This window comes from Pseudomonas sp. NFACC10-1 (genome assembly GCF_900119195.1).
GTDB classification, from domain to species: domain Bacteria; phylum Pseudomonadota; class Gammaproteobacteria; order Pseudomonadales; family Pseudomonadaceae; genus Aquipseudomonas; species Aquipseudomonas cerasi.
In genome coordinates, this window is record NZ_FPJB01000003.1 from 367,685 (window position 1) to 383,955 (window position 16,271).

Sequence of the window (16,271 nt, forward strand, 5' to 3'; positions counted from 1 at the left end):
CGCACGATAGTTGCGATGATCGTTCCGCACGCTCCAGCGTGGGAATGCAGGTCTCGACGCTCTGCGTCGCACGATGGTGCTCACGTGGCGGGTCAGCCTTCGGACTGGCTGTTGGATTCCTGATCCGCTTCGGCCGCCAGCTTCACGCGGTCGGCCTTGCTGATGTATTTGGCCTTGCTCTGCGGGGCCAGTTTGGCGCTGGCTTTTTTGGCATGAGCTTTCAGCAACTGCTGGATTTTCTTGCGACGATTCATATTCTTCAACTCGCTTGCACAGGCGCGAATCATAGCAGTTTGCCTGTCGCACCATGCATGCGACTACCCGCCGTTCTGAACCATTTGCCACAACGACGCACCGACGCCGGTAACGCTCTCGCCGGCAATCAGGCCTGCCGCCGCGGTGATGGCGAAGCGTTCGGTAAGTGATGGCCAGCGACAGTTCACCAGCCAAGTGAGCACCGCACCGAGCGCCATCATCAACGACACCGAGGCGGGCAGCACGAAGGCCAGGCCCAGGGCTGCGGCGCTGGGCAAGTACCGGGCGCGATACGCAGGTAGTGTGCTGTCGAGGATGCCCAGCAGCAAGCCGGCCAGACCGCCGATGAAAATCGCCCAGCGGATGCTTGCCGACAGCGAATCCAGACCGTGCGTCAGGGTCTGCGCCACAGCCTTCCAGGTCGCCACCGCCGGGGCTGGCCACTCCTCGGTGAGCAGCATCGATTGCGGGTCCGGGATCAGCGCCATATAAGCCAGGACCCCGACGATACTGCCGACGAAAATCCCCAGTGTCTGGGCGATCAGTTGTTTGCGCGGCGTGGCGCCAATCGCCCGGCCTACCTTGAAGTCGTTCATCAAATCGGTGCATTGCCCGGCTGAACCGCCTGCGGTGTTGGCGCTCATCAGGTTGATCGGCACCTGACCGGGCGCGACGATACCGAAGCTCAGTTGCGATAACTGCCCGATTGCGCCGATGGGCGGGATACCCGTGGCACCGACCACACGAGCCGCCACGGCCGCCAGGCAGATCGCCAGAGGAATGGTCAGCAATGCCATCCACAGATTGATACCGAACAACAGCGCCTGCAGGCTGACCACCAACAGGATCGCCAGCGCAAAACCGGCGGCCGGCCCGGGCTTGGGCATTGACCAGGGCGTCCCGCCGCTGGCTTTGGTAGACGCGTGCAGTGTCCACAGGCGGATAGCCAGCGAAGCCAGCGTCGAACAGACCATCAGGCTCACGCCCGGCCACAGCAACCATTCCACCAGCGCGGCGAACTGCGGGCCGCTGCTGTCGGACGGCAACGTCACCAGCCCCTGTTCCAGCAGCCACGGCGCCAGGCCACCCCAGGCCAGCACGGCACCGATCAGCAGGGTCAAGCCGACGCGAATACCGATAATCGCCCCGAACCCCACCAGCAACAGCGAAGGGTCCGCGGTAAAGGTCAGGCGCTCCAACTGAGCGCTCGGCGACCAGCGCGGGAACGCCCATACGAACGTGTCGATCCACTTGGCCAGCGCCGACAGCAACGCGGTACTGAGCAGCACCTTGAGGCGCGTCGCAGCTTCACGGCCGTGATTGTAGATGTGCAGGAGGGTTTCCAGAGTGGCCATGCCTTCGGGAAACTTCAGCGATGTGTCATTGAGCAGTGACGGCCGCAAATACCAGGCAATCCAGATCCCCAGAAAGCTCACCGAAAAGACCCAGGCGATCATCGGGATGGCGTCCAATTGCTGGCCTGTCAGCAAGGTATAAGCCGGAATCGGCGCGACCAGCCCGCCAGAAATGATCGACGCAGCGGCCGAGGCGACCGTCTGATTGATGTTGCTCTCATGCAGCGTCCACGGCAGCTGCCCGGAGGCGCGCTTCGACAGCCCTTGCCAGATCGCATAACCGATCAACAGCGCAATGATTGACATGTTGAACGACCAGCCGATCTTCAACCCGGCGTACACATTGGAAGGCGTCAACAGGATACCGAGCACAACCCCGGTAATCACCGCGCGCAGACTGAGCTCACGCTCGACAGGGCTGGCAAGAGGGTTCGATGGTGAGGTCGAAAGCATGCGAATTCCTTTCGGCAATGAGACAAGGCAACCTATAAAGTGAGCGCCATATCGGCCGAAGGTTCATATGGCAGGCTTCGTTGTGGAGTGGCGTTAAGGCATCCGTTTGTCCCGATCTTTGCCGACCGGCTACGCAGGGTGCCTGTTGCGGGAGCATCAGAAATCAGACTCTTGGAAGGACGTCGCCACGCGCCCTCTGATGAATGACAGGCGGTGAACCAGGATATCCAGCCCCTCGTCAGTGTGTGGAGTCTGGAAGTAGCGCGTGATCAGCCTGAACTCCGCATCTGTAGCCGCAAAGTCATGCTCTGCTGTTTCGTTGCGAGCATGCAGTCTGGCAAGGCAAATATCATCTTCCACATCGAGATAGTGCAGTCGATGCTTAACCTGAGCGTCTTCAGCCAGGCTGCGAAGCCATTGGCGGTCGGCAAGCGTATTGGCTGGGAAATCCAGAACCACGCACATACCGGACTTCAGCATGTCGATGACCAGAGGGCCGATGATGTCGCGAATCCGATGGGCCAGACGCACGTAGTCCGCCACTGATTTGATCTCGTCAGGGTAGAGCCGAGAGAGCCATTGATCTTCACTGAGCAGGATCGCTGAATGCTCGGTCGCGATTGATTTTGCCAGTGTCGATTTACCGGATGCGATCTTGCCGCACAGCAGGTGAAGTTTCGTGGCGAGCATCAAGGCGTGTCCCTTTTCCAGTCGTAAGGTGTGCATTCCTGAGCAGAGGCGAGGCCGTGACCCTGCGGGAGCCTCTCAGCCAAGCACATTCAGCGCATCATTGAAATGGCACTCGCGATCGTCACCGCAACATGCGCGTCATTCTAGTCGCATAACCCTGCTGCGATCATCCTGCGCACGACCCGGGCAATATCTTGCGTAGCCTGCGCTGTCTGCTCGCCTGGCAACTGATCGAACATATGCGGCACGCCTGGGTAGACATGCAATTCCACCGGCACCCCAGAGCGCGACAGGGTCAGCGCGAATGCCAGGTCCTCTTCCAGAAAGAGATCGAGTGCGCCAACGCAGATGAAAGTGGGCGGCAGATCGCTCAGGTCGGTGGTCAGTGCGGGCGAGAACAGGGCTTGGCGATCATCGTCCAGTGCGTAGGCACCGCGCAGGCATTCCCAGCAAAAATGATTGGCCTGACGCGACCAGCTGAAAGTGCCGGTAGTCGGGTTGGCTGACGGAGTGTCGGGTGTGCCTGTACGGTGATCCAGCATCGGGTAGATCAGCACCAGGCCGGCGATGGTCCGCAGACCTCTGTTTCTTGCCAGCAGGGCGAGCGCGGCAGCAAGCCCGCCGCCGGCGCTGTGACCCATGATCACCAGGTTGCGGGTGTCCATGCCCTGCGTCAGCCCGTTGCTCAATATCCACTCCAGCGCTGCGTAACAGTCCTCCAGCGGGATCGGGAATGGATGCTCGGGTGCAAGCCGGTAGTCGACGGCAATGACGATTGCCTGGAGCTCGACGGCCAGCGTTGCGAGGTAGTCATCGGCCATCTCCGGGCTGCCCAGTACAAAGCCGCCCCCGTGGATATACAGGATGACGGGGAGTCCAGAGTGAGAGAGCGAAAGGTCCGGACGATAAAGACATAACCTGACGCCGTTGTCCGAATCGGAGGAGGTCCAGTGTTGCTCGCCGCGCTTTGTGGCGGCGGTTGCCCATGAGGCGCTGACGCGAGCCCTGATGTCGGCAAGGGTGTGCAGCGTCCAGTTGCTCGACGGCTCGTCCATGAACCAACGATAGGCCGGGTCCAGTAATTCATCGGCGTTCAATACGTGCTCCCGAGGCGCAGGGAGATAAGCCCCTGCGCCTGTCAGTGCTTAAAGCCACGCCTTGATTTGCGTACAGACGGCGGGCGTGGAAATGCCATAACGGTCATGCAGTGTAGGCAGCGCGCCAGCGTCGAGAAAAGCGTCCGGCAGGGCGATCTGCCTGAACGTGGGCGTCACGCCATTGCGCAGCAGCACCGTCGCCACTGCTTCGCCCAGCCCGCCAATGACCGAATGGTTTTCGGCCGTCACCACCAGCCGGCCCGGCTTTCTGGCTTCAGCGAGTAGGGTCTGTTCGTCCAGCGGTTTGATGGTCGGTACGTGCAACACTGCCACGTCGATACCGTCAGCCTGCAGCTGCTTGGCCGCTTCCAGTGCACGCATGGTCATCAGGCCGGTGGCAATGATCAGCACGTCGTTGCCAGTGCGCAGTGTCTTGGCTTTGCCGATCTCGAATGTGTAACCGTATTCGTCCAGCACCAAGGGCACGTTACCGCGCAGCAATCGCATGTAAACCGGGCCTTGATGCGCTGCGATCGCAGGGACCGCCTGTTCTATTTCCAGTGCATCACAGGGGTCGACGATCATCAGATTGGGCATGGCGCGAAAGATCGCCAGGTCGTCGGTGGCCTGATGGCTCGGCCCGTAACCGGTGGTCAGGCCCGGCAGACCGCAGACGATTTTGACGTTGAGGTTATCTTCGGCAATCGCCATGCAGATGAAGTCGTAAGCGCGACGCGAGGCGAACACCGCATAAGTGGTCGCAAACGGTACGAAGCCTTCCCGAGCCATGCCCGCAGCCGCGCTCATCAGCAACTGTTCGGCCATGCCCATTTGGTAGAAACGTTCAGGGTGCGCTTTGGCGAAGATGTGCAGGTCGGTGTATTTCGACAAGTCAGCCGACAGCCCGACGATGTCCTGACGTTGCTCCGCAAGCGCCGCCAATGCATGGCCGAACGGAGCCGGGCGAGTGGCCTGACCCTCGGACGCGATAGACGCGATCATCGCCGAGGTGGTCAGTTTTTTCTTCGTGGCAACGGACGGAGCCGGTGTGTGATTGGCAGAACTCATATGGTTTTCCCCTCATCGAGGTTATTCAGTGCGATGTCCCATTCGTGCTCATCCACGCGGATGAAGTGGGTCTTTTCACGGGTTTCCAGAAACGCCACGCCCTTGCCCATTTTGGTGTCGCAGATGATGACCCTGGGCTGCGCGCCGTCGTGCTGGCGCGCGTTGTCGAAGGCGGCGACGAGCGCGTCCAGATCGTTGCCGTCGACCCGTTGGGTAAACCAGCCAAACGCCTGCCAGCGCTCGACAATGGGTTCGAACGCCAGTACCTCACTGGAGTGACCATCGGCCTGTTGGTTGTTCACATCGATGATCGCGATCAGGTTGTCCAGCTTCCAGTGCGAGGCGGACATGGCCGCTTCCCAGGTGGAGCCTTCGTTCAGCTCGCCGTCCGACAGCAGGTTGTAGACGAAAGAACGCGAGTTCTTGCGTTTCAAACCCAGACAGGCCCCTACGGCAATGCCCAGACCATGACCCAGCGAACCGCCGGTTATTTCCATTCCGGGGGTGTAAGTCGCCATACCGGACATAGGCAGACGGCTGTCATCCGAGCCGTAGGTTTCCAGTTCATCGAGCGGGACGATTTCCGCCTCTATCAATGCCGCGTACAGCGCAATGGCGTAGTGGCCGATCGACAGATAAAAGCGGTCACGCTGTTCCCATTCAGGGTCTTCAGGGCGATGGTTCAGCGCGTGAAAATAGGACACGGCGAGCAGGTCCGCAGCGCCCAGCGCCTGTCCGACATAACCCTGGCCCTGAACCTGGCCCATGCGTAATGCGTGTCGACGAATGTTATGAGCACGCTGCGCCAGCGAAGTGGAAGGCGCAGGTAAAGTAGTGGCTGTCATGGTGATTACTCCGTTGACTCAACGATTGACCGAGGCGGCAGGGATGCGCAGCACCAGATAGGCGCCGATGAACAGCACGCCGGTAATCAGGTACATGCCAATGGCGCTTGAGCCGGTCGTGGTGGTGATCCAGCCGATCAGGTAGGGCGAACAGAAGCCCGCGAGATTGGCGAAGCTGTTGATTCCGGCGATCCCGGCGGCCGCCGATACCCCGCCCAGCAGGGTGGTGGGCAGCATCCAGAACAGCGACGATGCCGAGAGAATGCCTGCTGCGGCGAGGCACAGGCTGAGCACCGAGAGCAGCAGATTGCCGCCGAACAGCGCTGCCAGGCTCAGCCCGAGCGCGCCTGCGATCATCGGCCCGACCAGGTGCCAGCGGCGTTCTCGATGCTTGTCGCCGCTGCGCCCCATCAACAGCATCACGACGATTGCGCACAGGTAGGGAAGGCTGGTCATCAGGCCGATATGCAGCGGGTCGGAAACGCCTGCATTGCGAATCAGCGTCGGCAGCCAGAAGGTGATTGCGTACTGGCCCATCACCACGCAGAAGTAGATGCACGCCAGCAGCCACAGACGCTTGTCGCGAATGAAGGCGCCTACCGACGCGTGTACCACTTTCTGGCTGTTGTCCTCTTGCAGCTCCTTGTTGACCAGTTCCTTTTCTTCAGCGGACAACCATGTCGCCTGATGCACGCCATCTTTGAGGTAGCTCAGCACCAGCAAGCCGACGATCACCGTCGGGATCGCTTCGAGGACGAACATCCATTGCCAGCCGGCCCAGCCATGAACGCCTGCGAAGCGGGTCATGATGTAGCCCGACAGCGGGCCGCCGATCATGCCGGACAGCGGGATGGCGATGAACCACAGCACGGTCATGCGCGCGCGGCGATAAGAGGGGAACCAGTACGTTAGGTACAGCAGCAGACCGGGTGCCAGACCGGCTTCCGCCACCCCGAGCAGAAAGCGCAGGGCGTAGAACTGCCAGGCAGTTTCGACCAAGGCGAAGAGCGCGGAAATAATCCCCCAGGAGATCATGATGCGGGCGATCCAGCGTCTGGCACCGACCCGGTGAAGGATCAGGTTGCTGGGCACCTCACAGAGGAAATAGCCGATGAAAAACATGCCTGCACCCAGCCCGTAGACGGTTTCGCTGAAGGCCAGGTCGTTCATCATCTGCAGCTTGGCGAAGCCGACATTGACCCGATCCAGGTACGCGCACAGGTAGCACAGCATCAGGAACGGCATCAGTCGCCAGGCGGTCTTGCGGTAGGCATTGGCGCGCGTGGTCGACACCGCGTCGAGGGTCATGGTGGTTATCATGATGGTCTGATCTCTTGTTTTTATAGATCGCCAGGCAACCGCCTGGCGTATCGTCGATCCAGAACAAACACAGGCTGTTTGCCAGCCCGTCCACTCGCGGTCAGTGAATCAGCATGCCGCCGTTCACATCCAGCGTGATACCGGTGAGGTAGGACGACAGGTCGCTGGCCAGAAACAGCGCGGCATTGGCCACGTCCTGCGCTGCGCCCAGGCGGCCCAAGGGAATGCCGTCGATGATCGCGTGGCGTCGCTCATCCTGCATCAGACCGCCGGTGATATCGGTATGAATCAGGCCGGGAGCGATGGAGTTGACACGCACCTGATCGGGGCCGAATTCCCGCGCCATTGCCTTGCCAAGGCCCAGCACGCCGGCTTTCGCTGCGCTGTAGTGAGGCCCGCCGAAAATACCGCCGCCGCGCTGGGCGGAAACCGAAGACATGCACACGATACTGCCCGAGGACTGGGCGCGCATGGTCGGGATCACCGCTTGCGACATGAGCAAGGTGCCGCGCAGGCTGACGTCGAGCACCTTGTCGTAATCGGAAGGGCGGATGTCCAGGGTCTTGATGGGTTGTGTGATACCGGCGTTATTCACCAGAATGTCGATGCGACCATAGCGCGCGATAATTTTGCTGACGGCCTCGTGAACCTGACGTTCGTCGGCGACGTTGGCCGCCAGGCCGAGATGACCTTCGCCCAGTGCGGCGGCGGCATCGCGTGCTGCGGACTCGTCGAGATCGATAATCACCACGCGTGCGCCGTGGTTGGCGAAGGTGATCGCGGTTGCGCGACCGATACCGCGTTCCGACGCCGCGCCGGTGATCACTGCAATTTTGCCTTGAAGTAGCATGAGGGTTACCTCTGATTATTGTTATTGGGTTCGATTCGGGTGATCGATGACTTCAGAGTGTTCCCGGTGCCGATCCTGAGCAATGCCGCAAAAATCACTGGATGCTGAAAAAAATTCACCTCTCGTCAATTCGACAGGCGAGTGGTTGAATGAACGAAACTCGAATAATCGGACACATCGGAGCATCCATGCGGCCTGATGACGATGCACCGCTGAGCCTGCCACCGCTGAAAGCGCTTCAGGCTTTCGAGCAGACGGCGCGCTTTGGCAACCTGGCAAGAGCCGCCGAAGTACTGGATCTGACGCCGTCGGCGGTCAGTCACCAACTGGCTCGACTGGAGGCCTTGATTGGCCGGCAGTTGTTCGTTCGGGCCGCCCGTGGTGTGACCCTGACGCCGGTCGGTGAGCAGTATCTGAAAGATGTCTCCGGGGTGCTGCACAGCCTCGCCGTCGCCACCGAGCGTGCCGCCAGCGATGTCAGCCTCGATTGCCTGCGTCTGCATTCTGCGCCCAGTTTCGGGCTGCTGTGGCTGATGCCCAGGCTGGAAGCCTTTCGCGTAAGCCATCCGGACATTCAGATCAACCTGTCGTGTTCTTACGAGTCGCTGCATTTCAGCAGGGACAAGATCGACGTCGATATCCGGCATGGCAGGCCGAACTGGCCGAGTTATGAAGTGCGCACCTTGCGTGACGAGAAATTCGCTGTGCTGGCGTCTCCGCAGCTATTGGCGCGACGTCCGGTGGAGAGCGCCGCTGGCTTGCTCGACCGCGAACTGATTCTCTCCGAGGCCACACTGCTGAAATGGCCTGAATGGTTTGCCCGGCATGGTCTGGCTCGTCCGGAAAAGCCCTACGCGCTGAGTTTCGACCGCTCATACATGACGCTCGAAGCGGCCAGCCACGGGCTGGGATTTGCCTTGGAAAGTACGTTGCTGGCGCAAAAATACCTGGCCACGGGTGAGTTGATCGAAGTTGCCCCTCAAGCCCTGACTGCACCGGTCGCCGCGCACCATCTGGTATTCCCCAAGGCGCACTCCAGCTTCTCCAGAGTCAGGCGATTTCTGGAATGGATGGAAGGCGAACTGGGGCAGGGATTTGTGTTTTGAACCGTGCTGTCTTTGGTCTGGCAATGGGATGCTCAATGTCCCGGGTGGCGTGCCAACGTTGAACATCGGCACGCCAGTCAAGCGCTTCTAAACGACCAGCCGATGCGGTTGCCAGGCGCTGCCCTGCTGATCTTGCGCGTCAATCACCAGACTTTGCCTTGCCGGTGCATCAAACATCGAGCGCAGGTTCTTTTCGATGGTGTTGCACAGGTCTTCCATGCGGATCCGGTGCTGGCTGGCGCCGAACGGGGCTTGCAGGTCAGTGCCGATGCGGTCCATTGCCAGCAGCATGCAGCCGACCACCGTGGATATCGCCGGGGTGAACCAGCCCAGAGTGGTCACCATGCTCAGCGGCATGATGATGCAGAACAGGGTACTGAACAGTCTGGGGAAATAGACATACGGGTAGGGCAGCGGCGTATTGGCGATGCGTTCCATCCCGCCCTGGCAGTTGGACAGTTCGACCATGGTCGACTCCAGTCGCGCCAAGCGGATGCTGTCGATTCGACCCCCGACAAACTCTTCGGAGATCATGGCCGCCGAGCCATTGAGGATGTCATTGGGAAAGTTGTTGCTCTCTTTTGCGCGCTGAATCTCGGAATCCGATAACAGCCCTTCAAGTTTCGCTTTGCTGACATCGCCTTTCAAATGAGCGCGCAGTGCCCGCAGGTAAGCCACGTGACGATTGAACAGCACTTCTTTCACCGGGTTGCCGCGCTCGTTGGCATTGCCTTCAATCAAGGTCAGTACCTGGCGGCCATAGCTGCGCGAGCTGTTGACCATCGCGCCCCATAACGTGCGTGCCTCCCACCAGCGGTTGTAGGCGCTGGAATTGCGAAAGCTGATCAGCACGATAAGCGCCGAGCACAACAGCGTAAGCGGCATCAGCGGGAGATCTATCCCAGCACCCTGGACCAACATGAAGTCCATGGTCACGGCCACGTCCCAGAGCAGAAGCCAGAACAGTGACCAGCCAACGTAGGTGACCGTTCTGCTGATGCACCGCCATTTTTTTTCAAAAGGACCAGACATTGCGGCACTCCTTTGCTGGGTTGGAAGAGGTTTGGCGCGGTCAATCAACACGCCACGCTGCAAACTTACTGACCGAGGCTTAAAGCTCGCTTAATTCTCCATGGTGGCGAAACAGTCACGCCTGTCTTGACCATGGCGGCCCATGCCGACAGCTGGAACCCCCGGCACAGTTGCGACCACACAGCCTTGTCGGTCCTCTTCGCTGACGGGCACCCGGACGTTTGCAATTCCTATCACTCTCGGACCGACGCCCCATTGCCTTGCCTGTTCACAAGCAAGTCGTCCGGCCAGACCCGTCTCGTCGCGTTGCTACGCAACTTACGCAATAGAGAGGGAGTTTCCATGAACATCAACCGAACCGGCAGCCCGCACCCCAGCATCGAGCTGGAGCGCTTTTATTCCGCATCGGAATCGTCTGCCTCCAGTTCCGTACGCGAGCTCAGCAGTGCCGAGCAGACCAATCTGCAAGCCATTACCGATTACCTGAAAGATCATGTGTTCGCTGCGCACAAACTGCCGTTGAGTGAGTCGGCCGTCGATCAGGACGCTGTTCATGCGCATAACGAGCAGATCGACAACATCATCGATACTCGCGCCAGACGCTTGCTGGACGAGGGCGAAACGCCTGCCAGCATTGGCGAAACCTTCGCCAAGGCGGAGAAGTTCGACAGGATGGCAACCACCGCTTCGACCGCGCTACGTGCCACGCCGTTTGCCGCTGCGTCGGTGTTGCAGTACATGCAGCCTGCCATCAACAAGGGCGACTGGCTGCCGACGCCGCTCAAACCCCTGACGCCATTTGTATCCGGAGCGCTGTCCGGTGTCATGGATCAGGTGGGCACTACGGTCATGAATCGCGCCACGGGCGACCTGCACTACCTGAGTACCTCGCCTGAGAAACTGCATGATGCGATGGCTGCTTCCGTGAAGCGTCATTCGCCGGGTGTCATGCGTCAGGCGGTCGATCTGGGCATTGCCGTTCAGACTTACAGTGCGCGTAATGCGGTGCGTACCGTGCTGGCGCCAGCACTGGCATCCAGACCCGCCGTGCAGGGTGCGGTCGACATCAGCGTGTCGGCGGCAGGTGGCCTGGCGGCCAACGCGGGGTTCGGCAATCGGATGCTCAGTGTGCAGGCGCGTGATCACCTGCGCGGCGGTGCATTCGTGCTTGGCATCAAGGACAAGGAACCCAAGGCAGACTTGAGTGAAGAAACCGACTGGCTTGAGGCCTACAATGCGATCAAGTCAGCCAGCTACGCCGGCGCGGCGCTGAACGCTGGCAAGCGGATGGCGGGTCTGCCGCTTGACGTCGCCACCGACGGCCTGAAAGCGGTGAGAAGCCTGGTGTCGGCCACCGGTCTTGCGCAAAACGGGCTGGCCCTGGCGGGCGGCTTTGCCGGCGTGGGCAAATTGCAGGAGATGGCGACCAAAAATATCACTGACCCGGCCACCAAGGCGGCGGTCAGCCAACTGACCAATATGGCCGGCTCGGCAGGTGTGTTCGCAGCCTGGACCACGGCCGCAGTCGCAACCGATCCCGCAGTGAAAAAGGCCGAGTCGTTCTTGCAGGATACGGTTAAATCGGCGGCGTCGAGTTCGACCAGCTATGTAGCCGATCAGACTGTCAAGCTGGCCAGGGCGGGCATCGACGCGAGTAGTGAGGCGATTGCTGCGACGGGGGCATCCCTGCGTGACACATTACGTCGTCGCAATGCTCGTGAGCCGGACATAGAAGAGGGTGGCATTGCAGCGGGTTCACCGAGCGCGGTGCCGTTTCAGCCAGGGCGCTCATAAGCGTCTCCAACCATAGCCGGTAAAGGAAAGGGGCGCCCTCTACGGAATGCGCCCCTTTGCTTGTTCCTCATGTATGCGTCGTATCAAAGCTCGGTGTGCTGGGTAGACGCCTTGGTCTTGTCATAGGCGTGCTTGACGTCGCTCATGGCGATGTCGCCAGTGGCCAGCTTCAGGTTATCGCTGTCGCTTTTGACGAGTGCGAACTTGCCATGGGTGGCGTCCACGCCATTGAGCTCGACACTCATGTCATCAAACTGCTTGCCGCCATTGGTGCGGACCAGGGTACCGAAATCGGTGGCTTTGAAACCGTCGACTTTCAGGTGGGTATCAGCGTTGAGCTGAATGACCTTGTCATCGGCACCGTTGGCGCTGCTGTTAGTGATGTTCAGGTTGGTGACCTTTGCGCCTCCTTCGCCCTTGACCGTGATCATGTCTTCACCGACGTTCTGGGCGTGCACGTTATCAATGGTGACCTGCTCCGAGTTCTTGGCATTCACGTGGATGCCGTCGGCTTCGTTCTCACCCAAGTTCACGTTTTTCAGCACAGCGCCTTCGGCCAGTTCGAACAGGGGTTTCTGATGTTCGTCCTGGTCGCCGGTGCCCATCGACTTGTCGGCGGTAAAGGTTGCACCGTGGCCGTCATACACCTGGCCAGGACCGACTTCGATGGTGTCTTTCTCGACATTGACCTCGCCGGATTGCTCAAGAGAGCCCGTTGTATCCGAAACCGTGCCGTTGCCCGAGCTGCGGCCGGGATTGGCCAGTTGTGGGGTGACTTGAGGCGTTACGCTACCACCGCCACCGCCACCGGTTCCGTCCTCGGTCGAAGGCGTGCCGCTGCCGTCTGCGCCAGTCGACGCATAACTACCGCCGCCGTCACCTTCAGTGGTTGGGGATGTACCGCCACCATCGCCACCACCCGACGCTGCCGTTGTACCGCCGCCGCCGTCGTCACCGCCTGAAGCCGCCTCAGTACCACCGCCACCGCCACCGCCTTCGGTCGATGGCGTACCGAGTCCGCCATTGTTCTGAAACGGGTCTTGCCACTCGTTGGAGTCCTGACCCGTGTCCTGTTTTTTATTGAGGTTCATGAGCATTTGCAGCAGCGATGTGACGAGCGCGCTGAGCAGCTTGACGACGTTGGACTGCGGGTCAGTTGCAGCACTGCTGTCGGTGGGGCTTTGAACCGTATTGTCGGGCTTTCCGAAACTGACGTCTTTCTGGCTGGCAGTGTCGAACAGCAGGGCACTCGGGTCGACGGCCTGTGCAGTGCTCTCATCGTTGAACGTATTGGTCTGTGGGCTCTTGCCGCTCAGCGCCGAGAAGTCCAACTGGGTTGAAGCGGGTTGGTAGGTGGTGGAGGAGTTGATACCGATGCTCATGGTGCTTTACCTCGATGGGATGGACATATGAACCAGCGTCGTCTTCCGGATTTACCGGCGTTGATCGCCGCGTCCTTGTCGGGCTCTATAGGTCGATGAGGACTCTGCCTTGGCGTTGCCCGAAGTGAGTGGCAACACGGTGGGACGGGTTCCCGTTTGTGTGCGTTGACTGGCGATGATCCCGATGTACGTGTCTGGAGAGGCAGACTCGCCCCAAGGAACCAAAACACCTTGCCCTCCGACTCAGTGCGCGCACGCCAGCAAAAAAATGGTGTGGACCCACATCGCACTCAGAGGCCGTGAAATGAACAAAAATGATGAGTATCAAACGCTTATAAATGAGATTTGCGCGCTCAGCCTGATCTCCGAACCCGAACGTTTTTACGAGTCAGCCAATTTCAAAATCAGCGACGTCGACTTCACACTTCACTATCAGGATCGCGACGAGGGGCGTGCGATTCTGATCTACGGGGATATGGGCGCGTTGCCCGCGCGCAATCGCGACAGCGCATTGCTGGCGTTGATGGACATCAACTTTCATATGTTTTCGGGTGCCCACAGCCCGGCTTTCTCCTGGAATGCCCAGACCGGCCGAGTGCTGCTGATGGGATCGATAGGCCTTGAACGAGCGACAGCCGAGGGCGTGCTGTTGTTGATGAAGTCCTTTGCCGACCTGGCCAGAGAGTGGCGCGAACACGGTTTCATGGGACCGGTGGGCACTGCGGGTGCCCCGCTCAATATGCCCGCTTCCAAGGCAACCATGCGTGATAATCCTGCGAGCGCCGGGAGGTTCCAATGATCGGCACACGAGTCGGCGGATCAGGCAGTACCGAGATCGTCCAGGCGAACCAGCCGCAGCCAGCTGCCGCTGTCGCCCAGGCTCATCCACACGCGGTAAGCCCGGGCAGCAACCCGCCGCTGACCGCCAGCCAGTCGGCCGCGCAGGCGCCGGAAAGCTCGGCGGCCGGCGCCGCTCGCCTGCCAGTCGCGCCGCGACATCTGCCGATTTTGCAGAAGTTTCGTGCCGAACAGCCCACCGTACAAGGCACTTCCACACCGACTATCAGCTCTAACGCGGCCCTGCTGATCGGCAGTTTGTTGCAGTCTGAAAAGCTGCCCTTCGAAGTCATGGCCGCCCGGTTGGCGCCTGAGCGTTATGAGTTGAAACAGTTTCATGGCTCCGACTTGCAGCAAACGCTCGGACGATTCGCTGAGCCAGGGCATGTGCCAGGCAAGGCCGAGACCGAGCAACTGATCAAGGGCTTTGCCCAGTCGCTCGCAGACCAGCTGGAACACTTCCAGCTCATGCACGACGCGACGGCTGATGGATTCGGCCCCGGAGGGCTGCGCGACCGCAACACGCTGGCGGTCAGTCAGGCGGCGCTGGGCGAATACGCCGGTCGGGCGAGTAAGTCCATCGAAGCGGGGTTGAACCACAGTCTCGCGGTGCTGGATGAACGCATCGCCGCACTGGACAGTCAATTGGAGGGCGCCAATGAGGGCAGCAGACCGGGTCTGCTGATGGATAGACAGGCGCTGGAAACGGCCAGAGCGATGCTGAGCGACTTGCACGCCGACTTCTGCAAATCGCCTGAAGCCAAGCGGCTGAATGCCGTTGTCGCTCACACGCAAATGGATGCTCTGATCGACAAGCTGAACGTTGATCGCAACTCGGTCGGCGGCTGGAAGGGGGTCGGTCCGATCGTCGCGGCAGCGGTGCCGCAGTTTATGGTGTCCATGCTCCACCTGGGGTATATCCGTACGGCCACCGGTGACGCGATGAAAGATGCCGTTCCCGGAAAGAGCGCCGACGCCAGCATGAAGAGGGCCCTGGCCGTAGGACTGACTGCCGGCGTGGCTCATGAGGGCATTACCAATCTGTTGAAGCCGGTCGTGCAGGCCGGGTTTCAGAAAACCGGCCTCAATGAGCGGCTGAATATGGTACCGCTCAAGGGGATTGATACCGACTCGGTGATTCCCGACCCTTTTGAGTTGAAGAACGACAACGGCGCACTGGTCAGAAAAACACCTGAAGAAGCCGCTGAGGACAAAGCCTTCGTCGAAAGCGAGCGAGCGGTTTTGAATCAGAAAAAGGTTCAGGTTTCGTCCACCCACCCACTGGGTGAGATGATCCCCTACGGTGCCTTTGGTGGCGGGCAGGCGGTACGCCAGATGCTGAATGATTTCAATCTGCTCAATGGCCAGACCCTGTCGGCCAGAGCGGTGACCTCCGGGATCGCCGGGGCCATATCAGCCACCACCCAGACCATTGCACAGCTGAACTCGACCTATGTCGATCCGCGCGGACGCAAGATCCCGGTCTTCACCCCGGACCGCGCCAATGCCGACCTGGGCAAGGACTTGGCCAAAGGCCTGGACCTTCGCGAGCCGGCGGTACGCACCGCGTTCTACAGCAAGGCTGTTTCAGGTGTGCAGAGCGCAGCGCTGAACGGCGCGCTACCACCGGTGGCAGTCCAGCCCGAAGGTACATCCGGCACGCTCAGCGCGGGTAATATCCTGCGCAACATGGCGCTGGCGGCAACCGGTTCGGTGTCTTACCTGTCGACCCTGTATGCCAACCAGTCGGTTACGGCCGAGGCCAAGGCCTTGAAAGAGGCGGGCATGGGCGGCGCAGTGCCGATGCTGCCGCGTACTGAAAGCGCCTGGAACACTATTCGCCATCCGGACAGAGCTTCACTGCCGCATACGTTCCAGCCGGATACCCTGGGTGGTGTCCCCAGAGCCGTTGAAAACGCCTATCACATGGCCAGGGGTGCGCTGCAATTACCGACCCAGGTGGTGGTCGATACGGTGCGTGTCGTGGAAGACGGCGTAGCAAGCGGCGTGTCCTCGTTGCGCGATGCACTCAAACCAGCGGAAACATCATCGCCAGCAGTTGATGACGCCGCTGCTGTCGAACTGACGGCGATGGAGGAGGGGCGCCGACGCTGACGAAAGCAACCAGGGCTGAGCCTTTCTTTTGGAACCGACAGCGCCAGGCAGCCACTCACTGCCTGGTCAGCT

The 16,271-nt window shown here is 60.4% G+C and carries 14 protein-coding genes; 4 read left to right on the forward strand and 10 right to left on the reverse strand.

The window, feature by feature from the left end; all coding sequences use genetic code 11:
* Positions 1 to 92: 92 nt before the first annotated feature.
* From BT119_RS10355 to BT119_RS10390, 8 genes are all read right to left on the reverse strand, one after another.
* A complete protein-coding gene (locus BT119_RS10355; protein WP_072365788.1) occupies positions 93 to 254 on the reverse strand; it encodes a DUF2986 domain-containing protein in 162 nt (53 codons plus the stop codon).
* A gap of 63 nt (positions 255 to 317) precedes the next feature.
* Positions 318 to 2,063, reverse strand: coding sequence for an OPT family oligopeptide transporter (locus BT119_RS10360; RefSeq protein WP_072365590.1), 1,746 nt, complete (start codon positions 2,061 to 2,063; stop codon positions 318 to 320).
* Positions 2,064 to 2,219: 156 nt separating this feature from the next.
* Complete coding sequence (locus BT119_RS10365) at positions 2,220 to 2,753, reverse strand: P-loop nucleotide/nucleoside kinase family protein (protein WP_072365592.1); 534 nt, start codon at positions 2,751 to 2,753, stop codon at positions 2,220 to 2,222.
* Between the two features lie 143 nt (positions 2,754 to 2,896).
* On the reverse strand, positions 2,897 to 3,850 hold the full coding sequence (locus BT119_RS10370; RefSeq protein ID WP_072365594.1) for an alpha/beta hydrolase: 954 nt from the start codon (positions 3,848 to 3,850) through the stop codon (positions 2,897 to 2,899).
* A gap of 48 nt (positions 3,851 to 3,898) precedes the next feature.
* A complete protein-coding gene (locus BT119_RS10375) occupies positions 3,899 to 4,918 on the reverse strand; it encodes a transketolase family protein (RefSeq protein WP_058397431.1) in 1,020 nt (339 codons plus the stop codon).
* A complete protein-coding gene (locus tag BT119_RS10380) occupies positions 4,915 to 5,763 on the reverse strand; it encodes a transketolase (protein WP_072365596.1) in 849 nt (282 codons plus the stop codon). Before BT119_RS10380 ends, BT119_RS10375 begins: the two co-directional genes overlap by 4 nt.
* 18 nt (positions 5,764 to 5,781) lie before the next feature.
* Positions 5,782 to 7,083, reverse strand: coding sequence for an MFS transporter (locus BT119_RS10385; protein WP_024662124.1), 1,302 nt, complete (start codon positions 7,081 to 7,083; stop codon positions 5,782 to 5,784).
* A 100-nt stretch (positions 7,084 to 7,183) separates the two neighbouring features.
* Positions 7,184 to 7,933, reverse strand: coding sequence for an SDR family NAD(P)-dependent oxidoreductase (locus tag BT119_RS10390; RefSeq protein ID WP_072365597.1), 750 nt, complete (start codon positions 7,931 to 7,933; stop codon positions 7,184 to 7,186).
* Positions 7,934 to 8,121: 188 nt separating this feature from the next.
* Here BT119_RS10390 and BT119_RS10395 point away from each other — a divergent pair, with 188 nt between their 5' ends.
* Positions 8,122 to 9,039 carry a LysR substrate-binding domain-containing protein gene (locus tag BT119_RS10395; protein ID WP_072365599.1) on the forward strand — a complete coding sequence of 306 codons (918 nt, stop codon included), beginning with the start codon at positions 8,122 to 8,124 and terminating at the stop codon, positions 9,037 to 9,039.
* 87 nt (positions 9,040 to 9,126) lie between these two features.
* Here BT119_RS10395 and BT119_RS10400 read toward each other — a convergent pair whose 3' ends face one another.
* Positions 9,127 to 10,071, reverse strand: coding sequence for a bestrophin family protein (locus BT119_RS10400; RefSeq protein WP_003433484.1), 945 nt, complete (start codon positions 10,069 to 10,071; stop codon positions 9,127 to 9,129).
* A gap of 342 nt (positions 10,072 to 10,413) precedes the next feature.
* On the opposite strand from BT119_RS10400, the gene BT119_RS10405 reads away from it, so the two are divergent.
* On the forward strand, positions 10,414 to 11,865 hold the full coding sequence (locus tag BT119_RS10405) for a type III effector (RefSeq protein WP_072365601.1): 1,452 nt from the start codon (positions 10,414 to 10,416) through the stop codon (positions 11,863 to 11,865).
* 83 nt (positions 11,866 to 11,948) lie between these two features.
* Here the strand turns inward: BT119_RS10405 and BT119_RS10410 are convergent, their stop codons facing one another.
* Positions 11,949 to 13,247, reverse strand: coding sequence for a pectate lyase (locus tag BT119_RS10410; protein WP_003365182.1), 1,299 nt, complete (start codon positions 13,245 to 13,247; stop codon positions 11,949 to 11,951).
* 304 nt (positions 13,248 to 13,551) lie between these two features.
* On the opposite strand from BT119_RS10410, the gene BT119_RS10415 reads away from it, so the two are divergent.
* Entirely contained in the window at positions 13,552 to 14,046 is a 495-nt protein-coding gene (locus tag BT119_RS10415) for a CesT family type III secretion system chaperone (protein WP_032609531.1), read from the forward strand.
* Positions 14,043 to 16,199 (forward strand): restriction endonuclease, encoded by a 2,157-nt coding sequence (locus tag BT119_RS10420; RefSeq protein WP_072365603.1) that lies wholly within the window; start codon positions 14,043 to 14,045, stop codon positions 16,197 to 16,199. The genes BT119_RS10415 and BT119_RS10420 overlap by 4 nt, the downstream gene beginning before the upstream one ends.
* Positions 16,200 to 16,271 lie beyond the last annotated feature (72 nt).